The following is a 22,116-nucleotide window of genomic DNA, read 5'->3' as shown; positions in this document are numbered from 1 at the left end:
GTGATGTCTATTGGTGAGTTTGTAGGGACAATCTCGCAATAGTTGGTGATAGATAGGTCACAAATGAGGTCGAAATGCGCTCAGAATTCCCCTCTCAGCACCTGATTTTACTTGATTTCGTAGGTGAAAAGAGTATAATGAGGGTAGAGAGGTGAGTGATTATGAACCTAGAAAAAGAGTTAAAAAGACAACAACGTCATTTTGTTATTTTTATGATATTATGCTTGCTTTGGATTCCTTATTTTGCACTTTTAATGTATTGGATGTCTGTAGATATAACGTTTGTTTCTCAAATGCTCTTAATCATTCTTGTTATTCCTGCAATTTTTCAACCTTTGTTCTGGTATATGATGCTAGGATGCTTGCTTGCGACTGTTACTGTAATGTATCGAGATAAGTTGTGATGTACTGGTGAACCTAAGCATCAGAAGTAGCTACAAGTTATCTCATCGTTTTTGATTATTTTAACACCTAGATTTAGGTGTTTTTTTGTACTTAAAATTTAGAAAGGAGATAAAATGTCCACACCTTTAGGTGCTATGCGGGTAGAGCTTGAGCTTGATAGTTCAAAGTTTGCAAGTAACATGAACGCCAGTAAGAAAGCTGTCAATTATTTCAAAGCTGAGGCGAGAGCTTTGGATGCTGCAATGAAAAGTAGTGGCAACACGATGACTTTGTTGGGCGCTAAGCAGAAAACGTTGACACAGGCGCTAGATAAACAAGGTGATGTATTGTCACGATTGAAAAAGAATTTTGCCACTCTCGATGTTGGGTCTAAGAAATGGGAAAGTGCGGCTATAGAAATTGAGCGTGAGAATGCTAAACTAGAGCAATTGAGAGCGGAACTTGGTAGAGTAGAAACCGCCTTGGTAAAGGTTCATGCCCAAAACTCTATGTGGGGAAAATTGGGGACTTCCTTGACTAATTTTGGGGAAGGAGCTAAAAATGTCGGATCTGTATTGACAAATATGGGGAATGCTATGATGCCTGTCTCTACTGCCTTATCTACTGGTTTTATGCTAGCAACTAAGAAAGCTCTTGATTTTGGTGGCGAAATGCAGACGGTCAAGGCTTTGCTCAGTGACACCATAACGGATAGTAAGACGCTAGACAAAACAACTGCTCTACTTGGGGATAATTCTAAGAAATGGGCTAAGCAATTTGGCATTTCCACCTCTGATATTAACCTTGGGATGCAGGAGGTTATCAAGGCTGGTTTCGATGCTAACCAGACCATTGGTGCCATGCCTGCGATTTTGACAGCAAGTAAGGCAACTGGTGAAGAGTTTGGAACGGTCATGGGGGCAACAACATCTATCCTCAGCCAATTTGGCTTGATTACTAGTGATACTAATCAAATGCTTAAAAATACCAATCGGGTAACTGACAGCCTGTCCTTTGTCGCTAATAAGACGAAGGCAGGCTTTTCTGATATGGGGCTAGCCATGGAGTATGTCGGACCTGTTGCAAACTCTGTTGGTATGAGTCTTGAGGAAACTGCAGCTGCTATCGGGATCTTGTCAAATGCTGGTATCGATGGTCAAAAGGCTGGAACAGCTCTTCGTGGGGCTTTATCTAAGCTGCTCGATCCGTCCAAAGAAAATGCGGCTGCTTTCGAGCAACTCGGCTTTTCTGCGGAGGAATTCCGTAGTGGTGCGATTAAGCTTCCTGATGTAATCGACCGCATCCGTAAGAATACGGAAGGGATGACAGATGCTCAGAAGGCGGCTATCATTGCCCAAGCTTTTGGTGTTGAAGCGCAGTCAGGTATTAATGCTTTAGTGAGTGCTGGTGCGGATGAGTTGAACAAGCTGACAGATGCAACCAAGGGAGCAGCTGGCTATACGGATGAGCTTTACAAGAAAATGTCGGGTTCTGGGAAGTCAGCAGTTGAACGTTTTCGCTCTTCTTTGGAAGTACTGCAGATTACAATTGGGGAGAAATTGTTGCCAGTTTTGACTCCAATTATTGAAAAAGTGACGGAATGGGTGGAGAAATTTGCGGAAGCTGATGAGACGACTCAAAAATTCTGGATGGCTATTGCTGGTGGTCTTGCAGTTTCCTATCCGCTATTGAACTTTGCTGGTAATGCTGTGTCAGCTATTGGCAATGTTTCGAGTGCTTTTGGCTTTTTGTCCACCAAAATGAGCGAGGTTTTGGCGAGAAAAGCAGTGACTAGTACCTTATCCTCTGTGGCGACTTCTGCAACTACTACAGGTACTGCTATGGCAGGTGCTGGGAGCTCTACAAGTGCCTTCGGTACTGCTTTAAGTTTTCTTGGGAATCCAATTGGAGCTGTTATTGCTGGTAGTTTAGCTTTAGCAGGTCGTCTCATTTACTTGAATAATAAGAAAGATGAGGCTAAACGTAAGGCGCAAGAGTGGGGGACAATTCTTGCTGGTGAAACGAAACAATCTCTTGAAATCTTTAAGGGTAAGGTTGATGAAACTAAAACGGCTCTTGGCATTTTAGGTGGTGAAGGGACGGTTAATGTTGACAAGTTAAAATCCTCTTTATCTAGTCTGTTTCAGGAGATCCAACAAGGAGCACAAGCGAGTAATCAGCGAATCGAGGAAATGGCTAAGAAGTGGGGTTTGAGTGATGAGCAAGTGCAACGCGCTAAAGATCACAATCAACGGATGGTTGATAACGCTCAAACGATGACTAATCAAATCTCAGCAATTTATGAAAAACATAATGGCGATGTGAGTCAGTTGACGAGTGCTGAGAAAGGCATTGTAGAAAACAACATGCGTGAGCTAATCAACACCAAGCTTGATTTACTGGATCTATCTAATTCACAGGAAAAAGCTGTTCGTCAAGCTTTTAGTGATGAGATGGTTAATCTGAATGAAACTCAGATCAAGAAAACAAGCGATGGTCTAAAGGCTGCAATGAAGGCTGAGCAAGAGACCTACAAGCAACAGCAAGCTGAGTTGAAGCAACTCTGGGAAGAAGGTGCTCTTACTAAAGCTGAATACAATCAAAAAAAAGAACAACTGGAATTAGAGCATAATACCACTATGGATACTCTCGGACAGAAGTTCATTGAAGCACAGCGCGCTTTGGGTGAAAAACAAGGTGAAAATGCTGAAGACGTAGCTCGGAAAACCAAGACTGCTCTTGAGAAGATGGGGCTAGATTATGAAGAATTGGCGAATAAGGTTGATAGCGCTGTCAAAAAAGGCGTCGATAATAACCATTTATTAGCGCAGTCCACTAAGGATATGACAGCTGAGCAACAGCAAGCCAATACCCTATGGAACTCTCTAACCTACGATGAGAAAAAAGCAGAAGTTAAATCCAATGCTATTGAAGAGGTTATGAAATCGGCTGAGTCTGAGCAAGGGTGGAATAATCTGATGTTCATGATGAAAGAAGCTAATGTGACCTCAAACGCTCGGATGGAGATTGGCAATGCCTTGGTAGAGAGTGGTCGTTGGAACTCGATGACTCCAGAGGAGAAAAAGTTAGTTGTTAATGGGCAAGCTGGCCTGCAGGCAATCCTAGAGAGTAAGACTCAACTTGACACATGGAATGGGCTATCTCCTGAGATGAAGGAGTTGTTAGCTAATAATTCAGATTTCACAAGTAAGGCTGATATCGCTAAAACGACTTTAGAAAACTGGAATGCACTCAGTCCTCAAGCAAAAGAGTTACTAGCTAAAGATTTGGCTAGTCCAAACGCTCATATTGCTCAGGCAGCAATTGATACCTTACAAGGTAAAGAAGTAGATATTTTAGCAAACGATGTCACCACACCAGGTGTCGCATCAGCAAATCGTGAATTAAATGGATTGCCTTGGGCTAAAGATGTCTCTATTAGTGCATCAGATAATACTGGCTCTGGTAAGGCAAGCGCTCAGTCAAATATTGATAGCGTCAAACAGACTACAGCTTCTCCTATCAATGCTGTCGATAACACGAGTTGGGCATCAGCAAGTGCCATGTTTACCATTAATAACGTAAAACAAAACCATCCAGCTGCTATTAACGCAGCTAACAAAACACAAAGTCAAGCAAGTGCTGCGTCAACCACTATTAACAACGTCAAACAAAACAGACCAGCAGATATTAACGCTCGAAACAATGTTGGTAGCACAGTTGGTGATGTCCTTAATTCATTAGCGCAGATACCATCTGTTAAGTGGATTTCAATTCTGGCTAAAAAAGTTGGTCTTGAAAAAGGTACCAATTTCCACGAGGGAGGTCTAGCTGTTGTCAATGACCAAAAAGGGCCATTGTATAAAGAGCTTGTTACTCTACCAACAGGGGAGAGCTTTATCCCAGAGGGAAGAGATGTTCTTCTTCCACTACCACGAGGTTCTAAGGTACTGCCAGCTAGAAAGACTAGGGATTTGATGCGAATGCGTGGTGTTCCGAGATATGCTGACGGTGTGGGGATTCCAGCTGATGCTGCTATCTTCCAAAGTATGGATAAGATCCAACAGCGTGTTGAGAATCGTACCGTCATCAATAATGATAATAGTGATGTGGTTTTCATTTTACGTCAAATCTTAGACGCCCTAACTAACAATCGCCATCAAATTGAAAGAGGAGAGACTGGTGTTTATCTCGACATGGAGCGTGTCGGCACCATGATTGATAAGTACCAGGAAGCAAACAAGAGGAGAACTAAACGAATGAGAGGAGAATTGATTTGAGTATCGTAACTGCAATGTTTAACGGCATCGATCTCTCTGAGCACATTGAAATTCATGATGTACGAAGAGACATTGGTAATAGTCGTGATTATGTTCTTGATAGTTCTCCTTTAATTGGTGTTTTGGTTCAAGAAAGCTCGATTGCTCAAAAGATGATAGAGATTGATTTTAGCATCTACACCAAACACCGAAATCAATTGAAACACTTCTTAGCTGGAATCTTTCACATATCTGAACCCAAACAGTTAATTTTCTCCGATGAAAGTGATAAGTACTATTTAGCTTTACCGACAGGAGAAATTAGGATGCAGGAGGTGAGCAATTATCGTTCTCAAGGAACAATCACCTTCCTGGTCCCTGACGGCGTGGCTCACAGTCGAGCATATAAGCGTGTGATTGATTATCGAGATGATGGGAAGAAGTTAGTCTTCACCCTTCAAAACAATGGAAACGTGGATGCACTGCCTATTATTACTATTCAAAACAATTCAGAGAATGGTTGGGTAGGATTAGTGAATCAAACTGGCGTTCAAGAAGTCGGAAATCGATTAGAGCTTGATGGAAAGGTCGTCGAACAGTCTGAACCTTTGCTTGATTTCAGAAAGACCAAGCTAAAGGCTGGGTTTTCAAGCGCGGTCATCAATCAGGGGATTACGAATGATCCAGCTACAGAGAATCAAACAGGGACGTTTGGTTGGGATGAGCTCTGGGGGCGTTCACATCTCAGATTAGCTGATAGAGGTACAGTGACAGCTGGTAGCCATGGTGTTGCCTCAGCAACATGGCGTATTCCTAATGATAGCAATGGCGATTGGGGATCACTGAACGACTATCTTTGGTGGAGACAGATCTTTTGGCTCGGCTCAGCTAACCAGTTTGGTTTCATGAAAGTGTCTGTATTAGACACAGATAGACGTTTCATGTACGGTGTGGAGACTTTCAAACGGAAGGCTGGTCTCGAATGTGAATATAACTTCGTCGTGGATGATGGAGGCGGTGGGTACTCCGTATTGAAAAAATGGACCTTTAAAGGGACTCATAAAGATGCTGATAACCCCTTTAACTCAACACGTGGTTGGACGGATATCAAACGAATTGATGATGTCGTTCAAGTCTATTGGTGGGGAGCATATCCGCGCTTTACCGTTCCTAGTTTGAAGGGACGGAAATCAGGCTACGTTACGGTCACATTTGGAGGATATTTCAATCTTCCAATGGTAACACACATGTACTTGGATGAGTTTCTTTATCGAAAGGATAAGGTTCAGGGGTGGGATGATATCCCAAACCGCTACCAAGCAGGCTCTATTATCCAGCTGAACAATGAAGAGAATCGCATTCTAATTAATAACCTCCCTAAGATGAACGAATTAGTACATGGATCACAATTCATCACTATCCCCCCTGGGCAGTCAGAGGTCGAGGTTTACTATTCAGAATGGGCACAGCCCCCAACAGTTAATTTTAATTTCGAAGAAAGGTGGATTTAATGCTTTTAACAATTCATGATTCCAAGCTACGCAAGGTGGCTTACATTGATAATAGCAAACAAGGAACGTTGAACTTCTTTAACGATAGTTTTGAGCGAGACCTCCCTAGTGGATCTTCCACCTTTAGCTTCACCGTCTTTAAGAAGATGGTTAACTCTGATACAGTCCTTGAACGAGCCTACACCACCTTAACCGAACGTTCATTCGTTTCGTTTAGGTATAAGGGGGAGGATTTCCTCTTCAATATCATGAGTATTGAAGAGACAGAGAAGACTATTTCGTGCCAGTGTGAGAATCTCAACTTAGAGCTTCTAAACGAGTATGCGCCAGCTTACAAAGCTAGCAAAGCGATGACCTTCATCGAGTATATGGATGAATTTGGAATTCGTAGAAATGGGGCGTTAACTGTCGGAGTTAACGAAGTAGCAAAACAGCAGAAGACATTAGAGTGGACTGGTGAAGACACTCTTCTTAAACGCCTGTTGTCGATTGCGACAAACTTTGAAGCTGAGATTGAATTTAAGACTTTCCTCAATTCAGACAGCTCCTTGAAAGAGTTTAAGATTAATATCTTCAAACAGCATGATGATAACAACCAAGGTGTCGGTAAACGTCGAGGAGATGTTTTACTAGAATATGGCCGGAATATCAAAGGGATCACACGTAAGGTTGACAAGACCAATATTTACAACATGGTGATGCCTAGCGGTCAAAGACAAGTCACTAAGACGGTAACAGTCTCTAATCCAGCTACCAGCTCAACCACTAAAGCTGTTCCATCAACATATACTGGTGGGGATATCAAATATGGTGGCAATACGTTAGCAGCGAGCCGTGTTAAAACTATCATGAACCTCTGCTTTGAGATGAACCTCTTACCATCTGGCGTAATCACTCAGCTCTATTTAGAGAGTTTCTGGGGGAACTCAAATGTTGGACGGATTGATAACAACTGGGGCGGTCTAACGGGTGGAGCGCAGACGCGTCCATCAGGCGTCGTAGTAACGACAGGTTCAGCACGTCCAGCCAATGAAGGTGGCACGTACATGCACTTTAGCTCTGTCGATGATTACCTGAAAGACTACACTTATCTTTTAGGGAAGCAAAAACAGGGCACTAGCTCAATGTATGGGGTTGCTGGGAAGAAAAATATCGAGGACTACACCAAAGGGCTCTTTAGAGTTGGTGGAGCTCTCTATGATTACGCTGCTGTCGGCTATGCGCATTACGTATCATCAATGCGTAGTATTCGAGATGGGATTAACAGGAACAACAATAACATCCTTAATCGGTTAGACGATGACTGGATTAACCCTAAAATCCCTAATCAATCGACTGGAACGGTCACTAAAACTCTCAACCCTAAACTTCAAGCGATGATCAATTGGTTTTCAGCTCGAAAAGGGAAAGTGACCTACAGCATGAATGCACGTACTGGACCTAGCTCATATGATTGTTCAAGTGCTGTTTACTATGCTATGAAAGAGGCTGGTTTTACTGATTACACAGGGTGGCCATTCTCGACAGAAAGCATGCATGACCCTTTGTTAAAAAACGGATTTGAGCTAGTAGCTGAAAATAAATCCACCAAACTTCAACAAGGGGATGTGATTATTTGGGGAAAACGTGGGTACTCTGCTGGAGCTGGAGGGCATACCATGGTTATGATGAACGATACCGACATCATTCATTGTAATTACGGCGGGAACGGGATTACTGTTAACAACTATGCCGCCTATGTATCAGGAAGAAACGTCTATACCTATGTTTACCGTTTAAAAAATGCTATCACGACCACCACGGCTCCCAATACTGGTGGCGGAACAACTACCACAGTAACTAATAAGGCTGAGAAGACAGCAGAAGCCTTGTCTAAAATCAAGGCTCTGATGGGTCAACGCGTCGGAAACGGTCAGTGTTATGGATTGGTTGCTTACTATTCCAAAATATTGGGTGGTGCTGGTCTTGGTGGCGGTGTGGATAGCCTACGTGGTCTTGTCGGTGGTGGGATGGCTGCATCTCAAATCGGTACGGATTACAATTGGGCTCAGTTCGGCTGGTCCGTCATTACTCCTAGAAGTGTCGGTGATCTGAAAGCTGGAGCTATTTTAAATAATAAGTCCAACTTCAGCAGTAACTTCTTGATGACAGGACCTTATGGGCATACCGTTATCATCAAGAGCGTTTCGGGTGGCAACGTGACAGTCTACGAACAAAACTTTGCTGGCATGCAATATGTTATTGAGCGAACTTACAACGCTCAGGCCTATCTTGGTTCAGCTCAAACCATTGTCTACCCACCAGAACTAAAGGCTGGTAAGACAGTTGAAGGGGTGAAAGTGCAAACACAAGCCCCTCAAAGTCAGCCGAAAGCTGAATCGACCGAAACACAAACCACAACAGAGACTCAGACCTTTACCATCGATTCTAAGCGTTACCAAGAATGGAAGAACGCCAAAGGAGAGGTTGAGTTCTATCTTCGAAATGGCTGTCTATACGCTCCCTTATCTCGAGAACTCTATCCGTCTGTATTAACAGGCGACGAAAGAGATGATAACTGGATTCGCAAGGATATGAAGGTTGAAAGCGACTCAGAAGATGTGCTGATTTCAACAGCTTTGAGAGAGCTGAAAAAGAACTGCTATCCTGAAATAACCTATGAAGTTTCAGGATACGTTGATCTTGAGATTGGTGATACGATCAAAATTCAAGACAATGGGTACCAACCTGCTCTTATCCTTGAAGCACGGGTCATTGAACAGCACATTAGCTTTACCAATCCAAGTTCAAACAAAACGGTCTTTTCTAACTTTAAAGCTTTTGAAAGTCAGGTCTCTAAAGACCTCCTAGCTCAAATGAATCTGATGGTAGAGGCTTCAAAACCTTATCAAATTCGTTTGGTAGCAGACAAGGGATTGGTCTTTAAGAATGGCGAAGGTGAAACAACTATCGGTGCTAGCCTGTTTAAAGGCAATAAAGAAGTTGATGCCACTTTCCATTTTAAAGATGGCGAGAAGCTTCTAAGTGTTGAGCCTGAGTTCGTAATTAAAGCATCTGACATCAATGAGACGCTCATCTTGACGGTTGAAGCTTATGTGGACAACGAGTTAGTAGCTTCTGAGGACTACACCTTAACCAATGTGGTTGATGGCGCTGGCGTTGAATCCATTAAAACCTATACCCGAACTAACAAAGATGGAGACACGTCTGAGGAAGGGGAGTGGTCAGAAACACCCCAGCTAGTGACTAAAGAGAAACCTTATCAGATCAGCTACACTGAAACTGTTTTAACGAACGGTAAAGTCATCAAAACATCTCCTGTCATCACTGAAATTCGCAACCCTGAAATCGACCAAGCGGTTGAGAAGATGAATCAAGCTTTTGATAAGAAGTTTGAAGAGAGTGTTGCCTCCATTAATTCTGGAATTGAGGGAGCTAAAGAATCTGCTAAAGCTTATGCAGATGCGCTTAATCAAGAGATTAATGATAAGTTTGACGATGCTGATGCTAAATTCAACGAGAGTGTTCAAGCTCAAGCTAATGAAATTGCGAAATTATTTGATAAAGCTGGAGTAAACCAATCCTTAGCAGATGAAGCTAAACGAATTGGAGAGCAGGCTAAAACAGATGCTGCGAGTGCAATGGCTAGAGCTAACCAAGCTAAGTCTGAAGCTATCGCTGAAGCAGTTAGGCTTAACACAGTCGAAAGACAGGCAACAGAGACCAAATTGAATACGGCTAAGAATCAGGCAATAGATGAAGCTAAAAGGCTGGTTGAGACGGCCAAAGGTTTGCTGAGCGGGCAGGTCAACGATGTCTCGACAGAATTGACCAAAACCAAGGAATCTATCAAGCTATTAGCTAACCAAAATTCTCTGGATGAGCTGAAAAATCGTGTTAGCACTGCAGAGTCTAGTTTGCAAGTTCAAGCTGACCAGATTTCACAGCGTGTCAAAACGAGCGATTTTGACCAAGCTAAGCAACGGTTGAATAGCAATGAGAGTTCTATTACTCAGCTTGGGAATCGGATAACAACTGAGATTAGTGAGACGGTGGCGAAGATACCACAACACGCAGGAAGTCGCAACTATATAAAGAACTCTAAATTATGTGATTATGCAGTTACTTCTGTCGCTACTCAAGATGTACGATTTTTTATTGTTGAGGATTTTTGGAAAAATTCAAGACGGTTTGAACGTAACATGGTTAGAGTAAGCTTTGATGTTACTTTCAATCCTGCATTGCCTAGAGATATTTCAACAAATGTTCATTTTTCATCTAGTCCATGGTATCATCCTGGAGGAATTACGTTCAAAGGGAATACGACAAGGAAGCAACATTTTGACTTGCTGTTTGACTTAAGCAGTGCATCAGAAACGTATTTTACAGACAATATATTTATTCGATTTAATAATACTTTCCCGCTTGCAACAAATGTCAAAATCGAGCAAATGACTCTTTATCTATCTGAGTTGATTGAATTGTGGACACCGGCTACGGAAGATCTAGTGAATGATATCAGCTCCGTTAGGACGATAATCAATCAGACAGCAGAAGGTCAAGAACAATTGTCAATGAGGTTAACAGAGACCCAAGGAAAAGTGACTACTGCTGAAACGAGTATTAGGCAACTGGTCAATGATGTATCTAGCAAGGTATCTCAAACGACTTTTGACAATCTAAAACGGACAGTCGATAGTCAAGGAACAGCGATTACGCAAAATCAGTCTGCTATTGCTCTTAAAGCTGAGAAAACCTATGTTGATAATGTGAAATCAACTGCTGACAACGCTTTGACCAAGGCTAACAGTAATGCCAATCAAATTTCAACGACCAGAGCAGAATTGCAAGTTACTAATCAGGCGATCGAGACTAAGGCTTCAAAGACGGATGTTAATAATCTGACAGGTCGTTTGAATAGTGCAGAAACGACTATCCGAACGCAAGCAGGCTTGATAGAGCAACGTTTAACAAGTACTCAAGTCGAATCAGCCATTAACTCAAAAGGTTATCAGACTAAGTCTGATGTTGATAGCAATATTACAGGACGTGGTTATATTACTAGCGCCGCACTCCAGCCTTACGCAACTACGGCTGCACTTGAGAACAAAGTGAGAGAGACAGCAGATAGTTTTAGTCGGACAATTAGCGAGACTAGGGCACTAATTCCAACTGATTTCAGCGGAGGGAACCTTATCAGAAACGGTGGATACCCAACTAATACTCAGTATTGGTCTGGACAGATGATCGTGTCGCAACATGGTTTTTACTACAACGGGCAAAGAAAGTTGTTTTTGTTGCAAACAACTGGGAGTGCAGAAATAACGGCATCAACCAATCGCTTCGAGGTAAAACGAAACACAGACTACACGCTATCATTTTATGCGTTCTCTTCAAGCAACGTCCGTAACTCAGATGTGTATTTCTTGGGACGTAAATCAAGTGAGACAGACGGGTTCTCTTCGATATCTCAACCAATCAAAGATCGCCGCTTTTCAAATTCAAAAGCTGAGTATGTAACTGTTACTTTTAACTCGGGTGAAAACGATAATGGCTATATCCGATTTGATAATAATGGGTCAAGTGATGGTCAAACGGCTGTAATGTTTTTTGGCGAGATCATGCTTGTTGAAGGAACAGTGGCGAGAAAGTGGGAAGCTTGTTTTGATGATTTGGTGACGGAAGCGAAATACAACGAAGTCAAGGACACGGTAGATAGCCATACTCGGACGATTTCAGACCAAGGTAACGCTATCAGTCAAGCAGTGCAGACAGCCAACGGTATCGTTTCAAGAGTTGGAAACCTTGAGAGTAACAGCGCTACTAAAAATGATTTGACAGCGACTCAAACACAGGTTAGTCAGCTGGCTGGGTCTTACTCAATTAAAAACCTGACTAGCAACGGTCAGGTATTAAACCAAATTAACCTGTTGGCAGACGGTACTAACCGCATTGATGGGCGATTAACTCATATTACTGGTAGCACTCTGATAGACAATGCGGTCATCAAGTCTGCTATGGTAGATAAGCTCAAGACGGCTAATTTTGAAGCAGGGTCTGTTACGGCATTTATCATAGCATCTGAAGCGGTAACAGCTAGTCATTTGAAAGCTGACAACGCCTTCTTTGACAAGTTGGTAGCTAATGATGCCTTGCTTGGTCGTTTAGTGACTAAAACTCTCTTTTCAACATCGGTTCAATCGATAGACCTGTCAGCTGACAGGGTCACCAGTGGGATCTTGAGGGCAACTAATAATGTTACCGACTTTAATTTAAATAGCGGAAACTTAAACTTCAACTCTAATGACACGGGCGTTTTTAGAAAGCAAGTTAATGCCTCTACACAAGGGATGTTGTTCAAAAATACCCCAATCAATATCGGTGGTAGGGAGTATATCAATAGTAAAGTTATTCTAGGCGCAGAACGCCGTAAGGATGATTTAGTTAATAAATGGAGTCAAGGCGGCTTCAACGGAATCATTGTCGATACGATAAAAGGAGTTCAAGGTAATGATAGTGACAACTCCGATAAAGTTACGGTCGTTGGAGATATCATCCGTTTAACACACAGTTATGAACAAGATGAAGATACAGGATTATCCCCTTCTGGATGGGAAATACGTACTTATCCCCCTAGTTCAACATCTACAGGCAATGTCATTATCGCCCCCTACGGCATAGATTATAGGAAATCTCAATTGTACGTAGGAGATATAAAGATATCAAATAGTTCAACTGATGGTGTGTGGCTGAGAGCGATCATTAAAGAAATTTTGAATTTATTTAATCATTATAAAAACGGAGGTTTCTCGGATGCAACACTTAAAGCAATGTATAACGGCGCTATCAATATCTCAAATAAAATAAAATAGGAGAAATCATGAACGAAAGCATTCAATCAAAATTAGCGCTTCAAATCGCGCAATTATCGCTTGATAAAGCGATTTTACAAGCTCAAGTTGAGGAATTACAGGCTCAGCTTGATGAGGCAACTGCGCCAAATAAAGAGGAGGAAACTGATGCGTAATTGGAAAGTAATTGATAAATTCCCTATCCGTTCGGATGATGGAAAGGTGACACACACTCTCATTCAACTCGCTACAGATGGCGGGAGCTATGCTAATTTCTCAGAAAAAGTCATTGGTGATCATCGACAAGAAGGAGATGCCACGCTTATCAAATTAGCACTTGATGGCTTCTTTAAGTCCGAGTTCGCTGAACGCGCTATGGCAGAATCCGTTCAGAAGATTGATGAGCTAGATGTGGCTGTCAAAGAGGCTAAGAAATTCACGGAAGATGCTAAAGCCAATCTCAATGAACTCAGCACACGTCTAGATGAAGCGGAACAAGAACGAAACGCTCGCTTTGATACTTTAGAAACACAGATCAACGCCACCGTTAAAGAATTAACAGAGATTATCATGAATGTGTTCGAAGCTCCCACAGAAGAAGAGGTGGTAGAAAATGAAGAACTTAATTAGCTCAGCTATCATTGGAACAGCGTTATTAAAGAAAGGAAAAATTAAAATGGCAACTAAATTTAAATTTACAAAACAATCATCAGTCGTTAAAGCATGGGTAGCGTTAGTGCTGTCAGAAGAGTACACGTTGGAGGACGTTCCAGCTCTATTTAATCTGCGCGAGGTTGTGGCAGAAGTTTTGACAAACCAACAAAATTAGCCTATGTTTGGTAATCTACAGATTGATATAGCTGCAATCATCGGGGGCTTAGTCGCCCTCGGTGGCTTTTTGTGGCAAATTTACAAAGACATCAAAGCTGGACGTGCTAAAGAGGATGAACGCTTTGCCAAAGTTGATGCGATAGCTAGCAATCTCAGCTCAGTTAAATCCACGGTTGAAACTAACTCTACAACTTTGGATAACGTCATTCAAGGCTTGAGACAGACACAGCGTTGGTATCTTCAGAAGGCTCTGATCAGAGCTATTCAACGCGAATGGACTAATCAAGAAGAGTTTGATGAGATCACTAAGATGTATGAGTCTTATCGACGTTTGGGAGGCAATGGCACTATCAAGGCTTTGTATGAGAAATTTTTATCCGTGGAAATTAAGGAGGGAGTACTTCATGATTAATATGAAACTTCGCTACAAACAAAGATGGTTTTGGGCGGGACTGTTTAGTCTTTTATTCCTTTTGGCTCAACAATTGGGGCTAAAACTACCTGAAAATATTTCTGCCATCGTTAACACGATTCTGTCTATTTTGACTTTGTTGGGCATCATTAACGACCCCACCACTAAAGGTTTGTCAGATAGCGAACGTGCTTTGAATTACGAAAAACTACAGTAGGAGGAAAATGAAATGGCAATTTTAGATGATATTATTTTGTTTGCTAAGAATTTGGCAAATGCTGGTCTTGGTTGGGACCAAGATGGTGTGTATGGGACACAATGCGTTGACCTCCCCAATGGAATCGCTGGGCAGTTCTTTGGTCAAGCGCTTTGGGGCAATGCAATTGATCTATTAAATAGTGCAGCATCGCTAGGTTGGCAAGTGGTCTATAATGTCGAAGGTGATATGTCGGTCATTCCTAGAAAGGGAGCAGTATTCGTTATGGACACTGTCTATCTCTACGGACACCCTTATGGGCATACTGGATTAGTCATTGAGGATAGTGATGGCTATACTATGCAGACCATCGAGCAGAATATTGATGGCAATGCAGATAGTCTCTATGTCGGCGGTCCCGCTCGCTACAATACACGAGACTTTAGCGGTGTGGTAGGCTGGTTTTACTTCCCAACTCAAGAGCAAGTAACTTATACAGCGCCAACTCCAACTGGTGATGGGACTATCCATGAAGAGACTGGGACCTTTACTGTCAAAGTGTCTGCTTTAAATGTTCGTGCTAAGGCAGGTCTTGATGGTGAGATCGTGGCAGTCTATACACCAGAGATGACCATCAATTATGATGGTTGGTGTGATAAGGATGGTTATATCTGGATTACTTATCTCGGCGCTTCTGGTAATCGTCGATATGTGGCGGTTGGTCAATCTGAAAATGGGCGTCGTATTACTGATTTTGGGTCATTTGCTTAAAACGAGAGGTGTTAGGTTTTGACCTGGCACCTCTTTTTTTAGTATAGAAGGAGAATTTATGTCTGACAAAACGAAATTAACGTGGGTTAAGGGTTCGATCGTTAAGCAAGGGGATACATCGTCGGTCTTTAAATTGAAACTCAAGACAGACGAGGGTGTGGCGTTAAATGGACCAGCTACCGTTCAGTTGATCGATGAGAATCAGTCGAAGTTAGAATTTGAAGCGGAAGTGGTTGAGAATTTAGTTCAATTTAATCTGTCTAAAGTTCTACCTGTTGGGGACTATATCGTAGAGGTTGAACATGCTGGATATGTTTTTCCATCGACCGATTCGGTGATTTTAACTGTCAACGAGAATCTAGGAGACTACATGACAGAAGATGTGGCAGAATTGCTAGACATCAAAGGATATATTTCCAAAATCTTGAGTGATTATCAGGCTAATCAGATTGATCTGGATGAGCTTGTCAGCAAACTCAATCTTCCCAAATATGATGATAGCGAGTTAAGAGCTGAGATTGATGCGCTAAAACATCACATCGAAACACTTGAGACAGGATATGATGATAGGGAGCTAAGACTTAAAATAACTTCCTTAACTAGCTCTGTCACACTTTTGAAAGTTCAAGTTAAAGAACTTACACCTTATGACGATACTGAGCTTAGGAATGAGATTAGAGCTCTCTCTGAGCGTCCTGTCTATGATGATACTGCTATCCGTCAACGCCTAACAGAATTGGAATCAAGACCAACCGGGCAAAGCTACGATGATACGGCTATTAGAACTGAGATTGCTGCTTTAAAATCAAGAGAGGATAGAGACACAGTCTATGACGATGCGGATATAAAATCACGTCTCTCAGCCTTGGAATCTAAGACAGACAAAGATACTGTCTACGATGATTCAATTGTTAATCAACGTCTTTCGGCGCTTGAGATGAGAAGTGATAAGGACACTATCTATGATGACTCTGAGTTAAGACGTCGAATTGATAGCTTGGAAGATAGACCGATATATGATGATAGTCAACTCCAAAATCGAGTGACTAGTCTTGAAAATAAGCGGGATTACGACGACAGCGCACTAGTGGCTCGAGTTGAGAAATTGGAAACATCAGGAAGTTCCTCTCATGAAGAACGTTTTGGTCCGACAGGTTGGTTTCTGGACAGATCTGTCAGCCCATGGCAGTTTCGGTTCGATAATGGTTCTAGCTTAACGCTAGGAAATGTTGATCAGCGAGCATACATCTATGCTGAGACTCAACCATTAACACAAGAGAGAGCTTCGGAATATCGTGTTATTACCACGCTTATGCGATTTGCTATGGGGTCGAATACGTTGACTACTCTCAGTTCATTAAACGGCGTAGCACGTTTTTGGGGAGGCGCAAGTGTTACTAATCCAATTAACGATTCTAGCGGATTTGATTTCAAAGATGCTCTATTCAACCCAAACGATACTAGCGGACCATCTAAGCGAGCGCAAGCCACTATGATTCGTTGTTATTATGAGTTGGGGGTTTTCACCAAAGAAGATATCGTGACACTCGGTGCAATAGAAATTTAAAAAACCTCAGCGATTGCTGGGGGCTTTTTGTGTTGCCCAAAATACAGTAGGAAACAGTAGGAAACAGTAGAATACAGTGAAACCCCCTAAACAAGGGGCTTTTTTGGTACCCATTTTGGTACCCAAAAATCATGATTATGTCATTTTTGGGGTATTATTTTTAATAAAAAATGTTGATTTATTAAGGATTTTAAGGGTATTGAAGAATACGTTTTGATTATTATATTCAACAAGTATCTGTTTACCCAATCGCTAAATAAGTCTAAAAATGGCTTAACAATAGGCTTTCCGAAATTTCGGAGGGCCTGTTTTTTTTGTTTTGGTACCCATATTTTAAAAAATGTGAGTATGGACCCCCCTTATAGTTTGATAGGATACTGACATGTTCAGATAATAATAATTCTAAAATGGTTGGAAACAGGTCATTAACTTGAGATTTTTGCTATAATATAGCAATAAAATGAAGTTAGGGAGTTAAAAATGCTAGAAGCAAAAGAGATATCTGTTTCTTATGGAAATAAGAGTATTATTGATCGTTTATCGGTGTCGCTTCCTATAGGTCAAACAACAGCTATTATTGGGACTAATGGTTCTGGTAAGTCAACTTTGTTAAAGGCTTTAGCGCGCTTACATCCGTTAAGTCATGGAGAAATTATCTTGGATGGTCGAGATATTCAGAGTTATCAAACAACAGAGGTTGCTAAGCGATTGGCGATTCTTCCTCAAAGTGCAAGAGCACCAGAAGGAATGACCGTTTTAGACCTAGTGAGTTTGGGGCGCTTTCCTCATCAAAAATTAACGCAATTACATCTCTCTTCGGAAGATTATGCACTGATTCGAGAAGTGATGACCATTACTAACGTTTGGGAATTAAGAGATGTTGCAGTGGATCAATTGTCGGGAGGACAGAGGCAAAGAGTTTGGATTGCTTTGGTTTTGGCACAAGACTCAGATATTATTTTACTTGATGAGCCGACTACTTATTTAGATATTGTCCATCAATATGAGATCTTGTCTTTGTTAAAAGATCTAGTGGAAAATCATGGTAAGACAGTGGTTTATGTTTTGCATGAATTAAATCAAGTGGCTCGTTTTTCGGACCATTTGATCGTGATGCAAGAAGGGAAGATTTTAACAGAAGGTATGACCAAAAAGGTATTTGATGAAAAGATGATTGAATCAGCTTTTAAGGTTAAGGTGTCAATTGGGACAGATAGCTTTTCACAAACTCCCATGATTGTAGGTGTTGATTATTAAACAGAAATATTATTATGTAACATTTTTTATAGCTCTCCTTACGCTTACTGTAATATTTATCTTGTCAATGAAGTTTGGCAATAAAACTTATTTGATATCAGAACTATGGACAAACCCTATTATACAAGAGATTCGTCTGCCGAGATTTTTGGCTAGTATCTTTGCAGCTTCTTTGATGGGCATATCGGGTCAATTGATGCAGATTATGACACAAAATTCTATTGCAGAAAGTTCAACCTTAGGAATTTCAAGTGGAGCGAGCTTATTTTTGGCTATTCTAATGGCTTTAGGGTTGGGAACAGGTCTAGTGTCTAGTTTGATTTTCGGTGTTTTAGGGGCATTTTTTAGCTTATGTTTAGTCTGGCTATTAACGCTCCGATCTTCTTTTCAACCCATTAAGATTTTACTGGTAGGGACGAGTTTAGGTATGTTTTGTTCGGGACTGGCCAGTGGAATTGCCTACTATAGTAATTCTTCACAACGTTTTTTTATGTGGACAGTTGGATCTTTTTCAGCAGTCTCAAAAGAAAAGACCTTACTGTTGGGACTTTGTGTTTTAGTGGTACTAGGAGTATGCTTTCTCTTTTCAAGGCAGATTAAATTATTATCTTTTGGGGAAGAATTGGCGACAAGTTTGGGATTAGATGTTGTCAAGATGAGATGGATTTTGGTACTTTTAATCGCCCTATCAAGTGGAGTAGTGGTTTCTATTGTAGGTGTCTTAGGATTTTTAGGGTTAATGATGCCTCATATGGCAAGAAGACTAGCAGGAGCTTCATTTTTGAAGACCTTATGGCTAAATATCCTGTTATCAAGTGTTTTTTTATCTTTGGCAGATTTACTAGCACGGACCTTATTTTTACCTTACGAGCTTCCTGTAGGTGCACTAACCATGCTTTTAGGCGCCCCATTCTTTTTGTATTTAGTAGGACAAGTAGATAGGGGGATTAGGCGATGAAAAGGCGTTTTATTATTTTAGGGGTGACACTATTATTTTTAATTGGCTTTGATTTAGCCATTGGGGAAGTTTGGGTCAACCCATTGAATCTATTCCAGCTAAGTGATTTTGATCGCTTAATTTTAATCGAATTTCGACTTCCACGCCTTTTGGCTGTACTTATAGGTGGGATTGCTTTATCCTTATCAGGTTATATCTTGCAAAAAGTTAGTGTGAATCCAATGGTGGACTCTAGTATCTTAGGGATCAATGCAGGGGCAGCTTTTGGTCTAGTTTTGAGTTTTGTCTTGAGTGCTTGGTTGGCTGTGCCTTTTGCTCAAGCGCTAACCTATCCTTTTTGGGCAATCTTAGGTGCAGGTTTAGGATTTCTTTCTCTTTATTTTTTGGCATTGAGAAAAAGCTTTTCTGGAGTTAAGTTAGTCTTGACAGGTGTCGCGATTACAGCTGTTTTTCAAGCTCTAATGACCTTGCTGCAACTACTATTAAATAGTTTTGATTTTCAGGCAGTTGTGCCATTTCTAACAGGGGATGTTTGGAATGCCTCTTATGACCTCTTACTCTTATTGCTTTTGTTGCTAGGAGTGTTAATCTTGATATTTTCTCGTTTTTTATCTCGATTGCGTTTAATAGAAATGGGAAAAGACATGGCAATTAGTTTAGGAGTAAACTATGATAGAGAAGTCAAAAAATTGGTCATTCTTTCAGTGATTTTCGCAGGCGTAGGTGTTGCAAGTGTGGGGAGTTTAGGATTTATTGGAATTATTTCAAGTCGTATAGCACAAAGTCTAGTTCCTTTTCGTCTCAAAGCGCAGTTGGTGATGCTAGCTTTAGTGGCTTCTTATTTGATGGTTATTAGTGATGTGGTTTCCAAAATGCTTCTTTTTCCAACCACTTTACCACTAGGCTTAGTGACCAGTGTGATTGGAGCACCGTATTTTATTTATTTAGTCTTAAAAAACTAAGGACAAAAAGTTCAGGATGGCTTTTTAGGATTCGTACACCCCAGTGTAGTAGTTGATTGGAGTGGGGGAGGTTTTTTGGTTAGTTAAGTTTTGTTCGATCTCCTTTTTGTAATGATTTCAATATGTGAGAAAGCCTATATTTCTATCAGATGATATGCTATAATTTTTCTATCACATTTGTGAAAAATAAAAGGTTAAAGGATGAAAACAATGAAACGTTTTTCAAAATATATATTAGGTCTGACCTCACTATTAGTTTTGGCTAATGCAACGACAACTGCCCAAGCGGCAGAAACTCATAACTTTAAAGATTCAGCGGGTCGTACAGTCAAGATTCCGAATGATCTTGAGAAAATTGTAGTAGATACTTATCCTGATGAAGCATTGGCTTTGGGGCAAAATGTCGTTGGAACAAGTCAATGGGATGCAGGAAACCCCTATATTAGTAAAGCACAAAAGAAAGTCTTAAAAGATCTAGGAGCACCTATGAATGCAGAGAAAATAGCAGCTCAAAAGCCAGATCTAATTGTGACCATTCAAAAAGATGAAGTGTCAAAATATGAAAAAATCGCCCCTACAGTTTATGTGGAATACAATTCTATCAAAGGCTTAGATGAAACTTTGGACTATTTTGCTAAAGTTTATGATGCCCAAGATGCTAAGAAAACTTTCTTGAAAAAGTTTGATCAAGAAGCAGACAAACAAATCGCTAAACTGGAAAAAGCAGACATTACTCCAAGTGATGCTACGATTTCACTGATTGAGTTGAGTGGGGATAAAATCTATGCTTATGGTAATAACTGGGCACGTGGTGGACAAGCTTTAACACGAGGTCTTGGATTTAAGCAAAGTAAAGGGATGCAAGCACTGTCAGATGGTGATGGTTGGAAAGAAATCAATGCTGAAAGTTTAGCTGATTTTGATGCGGACTATATTTTTGTTGACTTTGCTGAAGCAGATAAAGCGCAGTATGAAAAACTTCAAGAGAACCCAATTTGGCAAACACTTAAAGCAGTAAAAGCCAATCAAGTGGTAACAATGGATTATGCAGATGTTTATTACTATGGAGGCCCAATTGCTTCTAAAACTTTGATGGGAAAATACACACAAGCTATTCTTGATTTGAATTAGTGTTTGAAACGCTACCATTTGAGGTGGCGTTTTTCTTATCTTTTCCTGACTATCAAGAATGTTAAAATTTTGATATAATAAAAAGAGTTTATAGTGAAAGGTTAGTCGTATGAATATTCAACAACTCCGCTATGTCGTGGCGATTGCTAATAGCGGCACCTTTAGAGAAGCGGCCAATAAATTATTTGTTAGTCAACCCAGCCTTTCGGTAGCTGTGAAGGACTTGGAAAAAGAGCTAGGATTTGATATTTTTAAACGGACCACAACAGGGGCAGTACTAACAAGCCAAGGGATGGTTTTTTATGAAAAATCATTAGAGTTGGTCAAAAACTTTGATATGTTTGAAAATCAATATTCTCATCATAAAGAGCATGGTCAGAAACAATTTTCGATTGCTAGTCAACACTATGACTTTCTTCCCCCTTTGATGACCGAGTACTCACGTCAGTTTCCTGAACACAAGGATATGCGTATTTTTGAGTCAACAACTGTTCAGATTTTAGATGAAGTAGCCCAAGGTTATAGTGAATTAGGAATTATCTATCTGAATCAACAAAATACCAAAGGGATTATTCAAAAAATGGATAAGCTTGGTTTGGAGTATGAAGAGTTGATTTCTTTTCAAACTCATATTTACCTCAAAAAAACACATGCGCTGTGTGAAAAGTCAGAGTTGACAATGCAGGACTTGGTGGGTTTACCGACGGTACGTTTTACACAAGAAAAGGATGCTTATCTTTATTATTCCGAAAATTTGATTGATACAACAGATAGTTCTCAAATTTTTAATGTAACAGATAGAGCTACTTTAAATGGTATTTTGGAGCGGACAGATGCTTACGCCACGGGATCAGGTTTTTTAGATAGTGAGAGTGTTAATGGTATCAAAGTGATTCCATTGAAAGGTGCCCATGATAACAAGATGGTGTATGTGAAACGTAGAGGAGTAACTTTATCTACTTGTGCTCATCATTTTGTTGAGGTCATGACGACTTATTTTAAAACTTATCAGCCATAGGAGGAGAG

Annotated in this window: 16 protein-coding genes; all 16 read left to right on the top strand. The window is 40.8% G+C overall.

Annotated features, from left to right (window positions below; genetic code table 11):
- Positions 1 to 161 precede the first annotated feature (161 nt).
- The 16 genes from ACEE75_RS06670 (at position 162) to ACEE75_RS06595 (ending at position 22,108) form a co-directional block, all read left to right on the top strand.
- Complete coding sequence (locus tag ACEE75_RS06670) at positions 162 to 404, top strand: hypothetical protein (protein WP_449173590.1); 243 nt, start codon at positions 162 to 164, stop codon at positions 402 to 404.
- A gap of 114 nt (positions 405 to 518) precedes the next feature.
- Entirely contained in the window at positions 519 to 4,664 is a 4,146-nt protein-coding gene (locus tag ACEE75_RS06665) for a phage tail tape measure protein (RefSeq protein WP_449173589.1), read from the top strand.
- Positions 4,661 to 6,154 (top strand): distal tail protein Dit, encoded by a 1,494-nt coding sequence (locus ACEE75_RS06660; RefSeq protein ID WP_449173588.1) that lies wholly within the window; start codon positions 4,661 to 4,663, stop codon positions 6,152 to 6,154. Before ACEE75_RS06665 ends, ACEE75_RS06660 begins: the two co-directional genes overlap by 4 nt.
- Positions 6,154 to 13,026 carry a peptidoglycan amidohydrolase family protein gene (locus ACEE75_RS06655; RefSeq protein WP_449173587.1) on the top strand — a complete coding sequence of 2,291 codons (6,873 nt, stop codon included), beginning with the start codon at positions 6,154 to 6,156 and terminating at the stop codon, positions 13,024 to 13,026. The genes ACEE75_RS06660 and ACEE75_RS06655 overlap by 1 nt, the downstream gene beginning before the upstream one ends.
- 8 nt (positions 13,027 to 13,034) lie before the next feature.
- A complete protein-coding gene (locus ACEE75_RS06650; RefSeq protein ID WP_447574665.1) occupies positions 13,035 to 13,181 on the top strand; it encodes a hypothetical protein in 147 nt (48 codons plus the stop codon).
- The gene (locus ACEE75_RS06645) at positions 13,174 to 13,635 is read left to right on the top strand and encodes a DUF1366 domain-containing protein (RefSeq protein WP_447574663.1); all 462 of its coding nucleotides are present in this window, start codon (positions 13,174 to 13,176) and stop codon (positions 13,633 to 13,635) included. Before ACEE75_RS06650 ends, ACEE75_RS06645 begins: the two co-directional genes overlap by 8 nt.
- Entirely contained in the window at positions 13,619 to 13,834 is a 216-nt protein-coding gene (locus tag ACEE75_RS06640; protein WP_447574662.1) for a hypothetical protein, read from the top strand. Before ACEE75_RS06645 ends, ACEE75_RS06640 begins: the two co-directional genes overlap by 17 nt.
- Before the next feature lie 3 nt (positions 13,835 to 13,837).
- Positions 13,838 to 14,248 carry a hypothetical protein gene (locus tag ACEE75_RS06635; RefSeq protein ID WP_447574660.1) on the top strand — a complete coding sequence of 137 codons (411 nt, stop codon included), beginning with the start codon at positions 13,838 to 13,840 and terminating at the stop codon, positions 14,246 to 14,248.
- Complete coding sequence (locus tag ACEE75_RS06630) at positions 14,241 to 14,465, top strand: phage holin (protein WP_447574658.1); 225 nt, start codon at positions 14,241 to 14,243, stop codon at positions 14,463 to 14,465. Before ACEE75_RS06635 ends, ACEE75_RS06630 begins: the two co-directional genes overlap by 8 nt.
- A gap of 12 nt (positions 14,466 to 14,477) precedes the next feature.
- A complete protein-coding gene (locus tag ACEE75_RS06625) occupies positions 14,478 to 15,215 on the top strand; it encodes a CHAP domain-containing protein (protein ID WP_447574656.1) in 738 nt (245 codons plus the stop codon).
- 58 nt (positions 15,216 to 15,273) lie between these two features.
- A complete protein-coding gene (locus ACEE75_RS06620) occupies positions 15,274 to 16,782 on the top strand; it encodes a hypothetical protein (protein ID WP_447574654.1) in 1,509 nt (502 codons plus the stop codon).
- A gap of 480 nt (positions 16,783 to 17,262) precedes the next feature.
- Complete coding sequence (locus ACEE75_RS06615; RefSeq protein WP_447574653.1) at positions 17,263 to 18,039, top strand: ABC transporter ATP-binding protein; 777 nt, start codon at positions 17,263 to 17,265, stop codon at positions 18,037 to 18,039.
- On the top strand, positions 18,026 to 18,997 hold the full coding sequence (locus ACEE75_RS06610; protein WP_447574651.1) for a FecCD family ABC transporter permease: 972 nt from the start codon (positions 18,026 to 18,028) through the stop codon (positions 18,995 to 18,997). The genes ACEE75_RS06615 and ACEE75_RS06610 overlap by 14 nt, the downstream gene beginning before the upstream one ends.
- On the top strand, positions 18,994 to 19,959 hold the full coding sequence (locus tag ACEE75_RS06605; RefSeq protein ID WP_447574649.1) for a FecCD family ABC transporter permease: 966 nt from the start codon (positions 18,994 to 18,996) through the stop codon (positions 19,957 to 19,959). The genes ACEE75_RS06610 and ACEE75_RS06605 overlap by 4 nt, the downstream gene beginning before the upstream one ends.
- A gap of 210 nt (positions 19,960 to 20,169) precedes the next feature.
- On the top strand, positions 20,170 to 21,090 hold the full coding sequence (locus ACEE75_RS06600) for an ABC transporter substrate-binding protein (protein WP_447574647.1): 921 nt from the start codon (positions 20,170 to 20,172) through the stop codon (positions 21,088 to 21,090).
- Between the two features lie 109 nt (positions 21,091 to 21,199).
- Positions 21,200 to 22,108: a LysR family transcriptional regulator gene (locus ACEE75_RS06595; RefSeq protein WP_447574645.1), complete on the top strand. Its 909-nt coding sequence runs from the start codon at positions 21,200 to 21,202 to the stop codon at positions 22,106 to 22,108.
- Positions 22,109 to 22,116 lie beyond the last annotated feature (8 nt).

It is taken from the genome of Streptococcus sp. 11273D007BT, from assembly GCF_053547195.1.
Note: the sequence above shows the minus strand (reverse complement) of the source record. Positions and strands in the feature narration are given on the sequence as shown.

Coding starts and splice junctions, on each gene's coding strand:
- ACEE75_RS06670 (WP_449173590.1), top strand. CDS start 162: ATGAACCTAGAAAAAGAGTTAAAAAGACAACAACGTCATTTTGTTATT.
- ACEE75_RS06665 (WP_449173589.1), top strand. CDS start 519: ATGTCCACACCTTTAGGTGCTATGCGGGTAGAGCTTGAGCTTGATAGT.
- ACEE75_RS06655 (WP_449173587.1), top strand. CDS start 6,154: ATGCTTTTAACAATTCATGATTCCAAGCTACGCAAGGTGGCTTACATT.
- ACEE75_RS06650 (WP_447574665.1), top strand. CDS start 13,035: ATGAACGAAAGCATTCAATCAAAATTAGCGCTTCAAATCGCGCAATTA.
- ACEE75_RS06645 (WP_447574663.1), top strand. CDS start 13,174: ATGCGTAATTGGAAAGTAATTGATAAATTCCCTATCCGTTCGGATGAT.
- ACEE75_RS06640 (WP_447574662.1), top strand. CDS start 13,619: ATGAAGAACTTAATTAGCTCAGCTATCATTGGAACAGCGTTATTAAAG.
- ACEE75_RS06635 (WP_447574660.1), top strand. CDS start 13,838: ATGTTTGGTAATCTACAGATTGATATAGCTGCAATCATCGGGGGCTTA.
- ACEE75_RS06630 (WP_447574658.1), top strand. CDS start 14,241: ATGATTAATATGAAACTTCGCTACAAACAAAGATGGTTTTGGGCGGGA.
- ACEE75_RS06625 (WP_447574656.1), top strand. CDS start 14,478: ATGGCAATTTTAGATGATATTATTTTGTTTGCTAAGAATTTGGCAAAT.
- ACEE75_RS06620 (WP_447574654.1), top strand. CDS start 15,274: ATGTCTGACAAAACGAAATTAACGTGGGTTAAGGGTTCGATCGTTAAG.
- ACEE75_RS06615 (WP_447574653.1), top strand. CDS start 17,263: ATGCTAGAAGCAAAAGAGATATCTGTTTCTTATGGAAATAAGAGTATT.
- ACEE75_RS06605 (WP_447574649.1), top strand. CDS start 18,994: ATGAAAAGGCGTTTTATTATTTTAGGGGTGACACTATTATTTTTAATT.
- ACEE75_RS06600 (WP_447574647.1), top strand. CDS start 20,170: ATGAAACGTTTTTCAAAATATATATTAGGTCTGACCTCACTATTAGTT.
- ACEE75_RS06595 (WP_447574645.1), top strand. CDS start 21,200: ATGAATATTCAACAACTCCGCTATGTCGTGGCGATTGCTAATAGCGGC.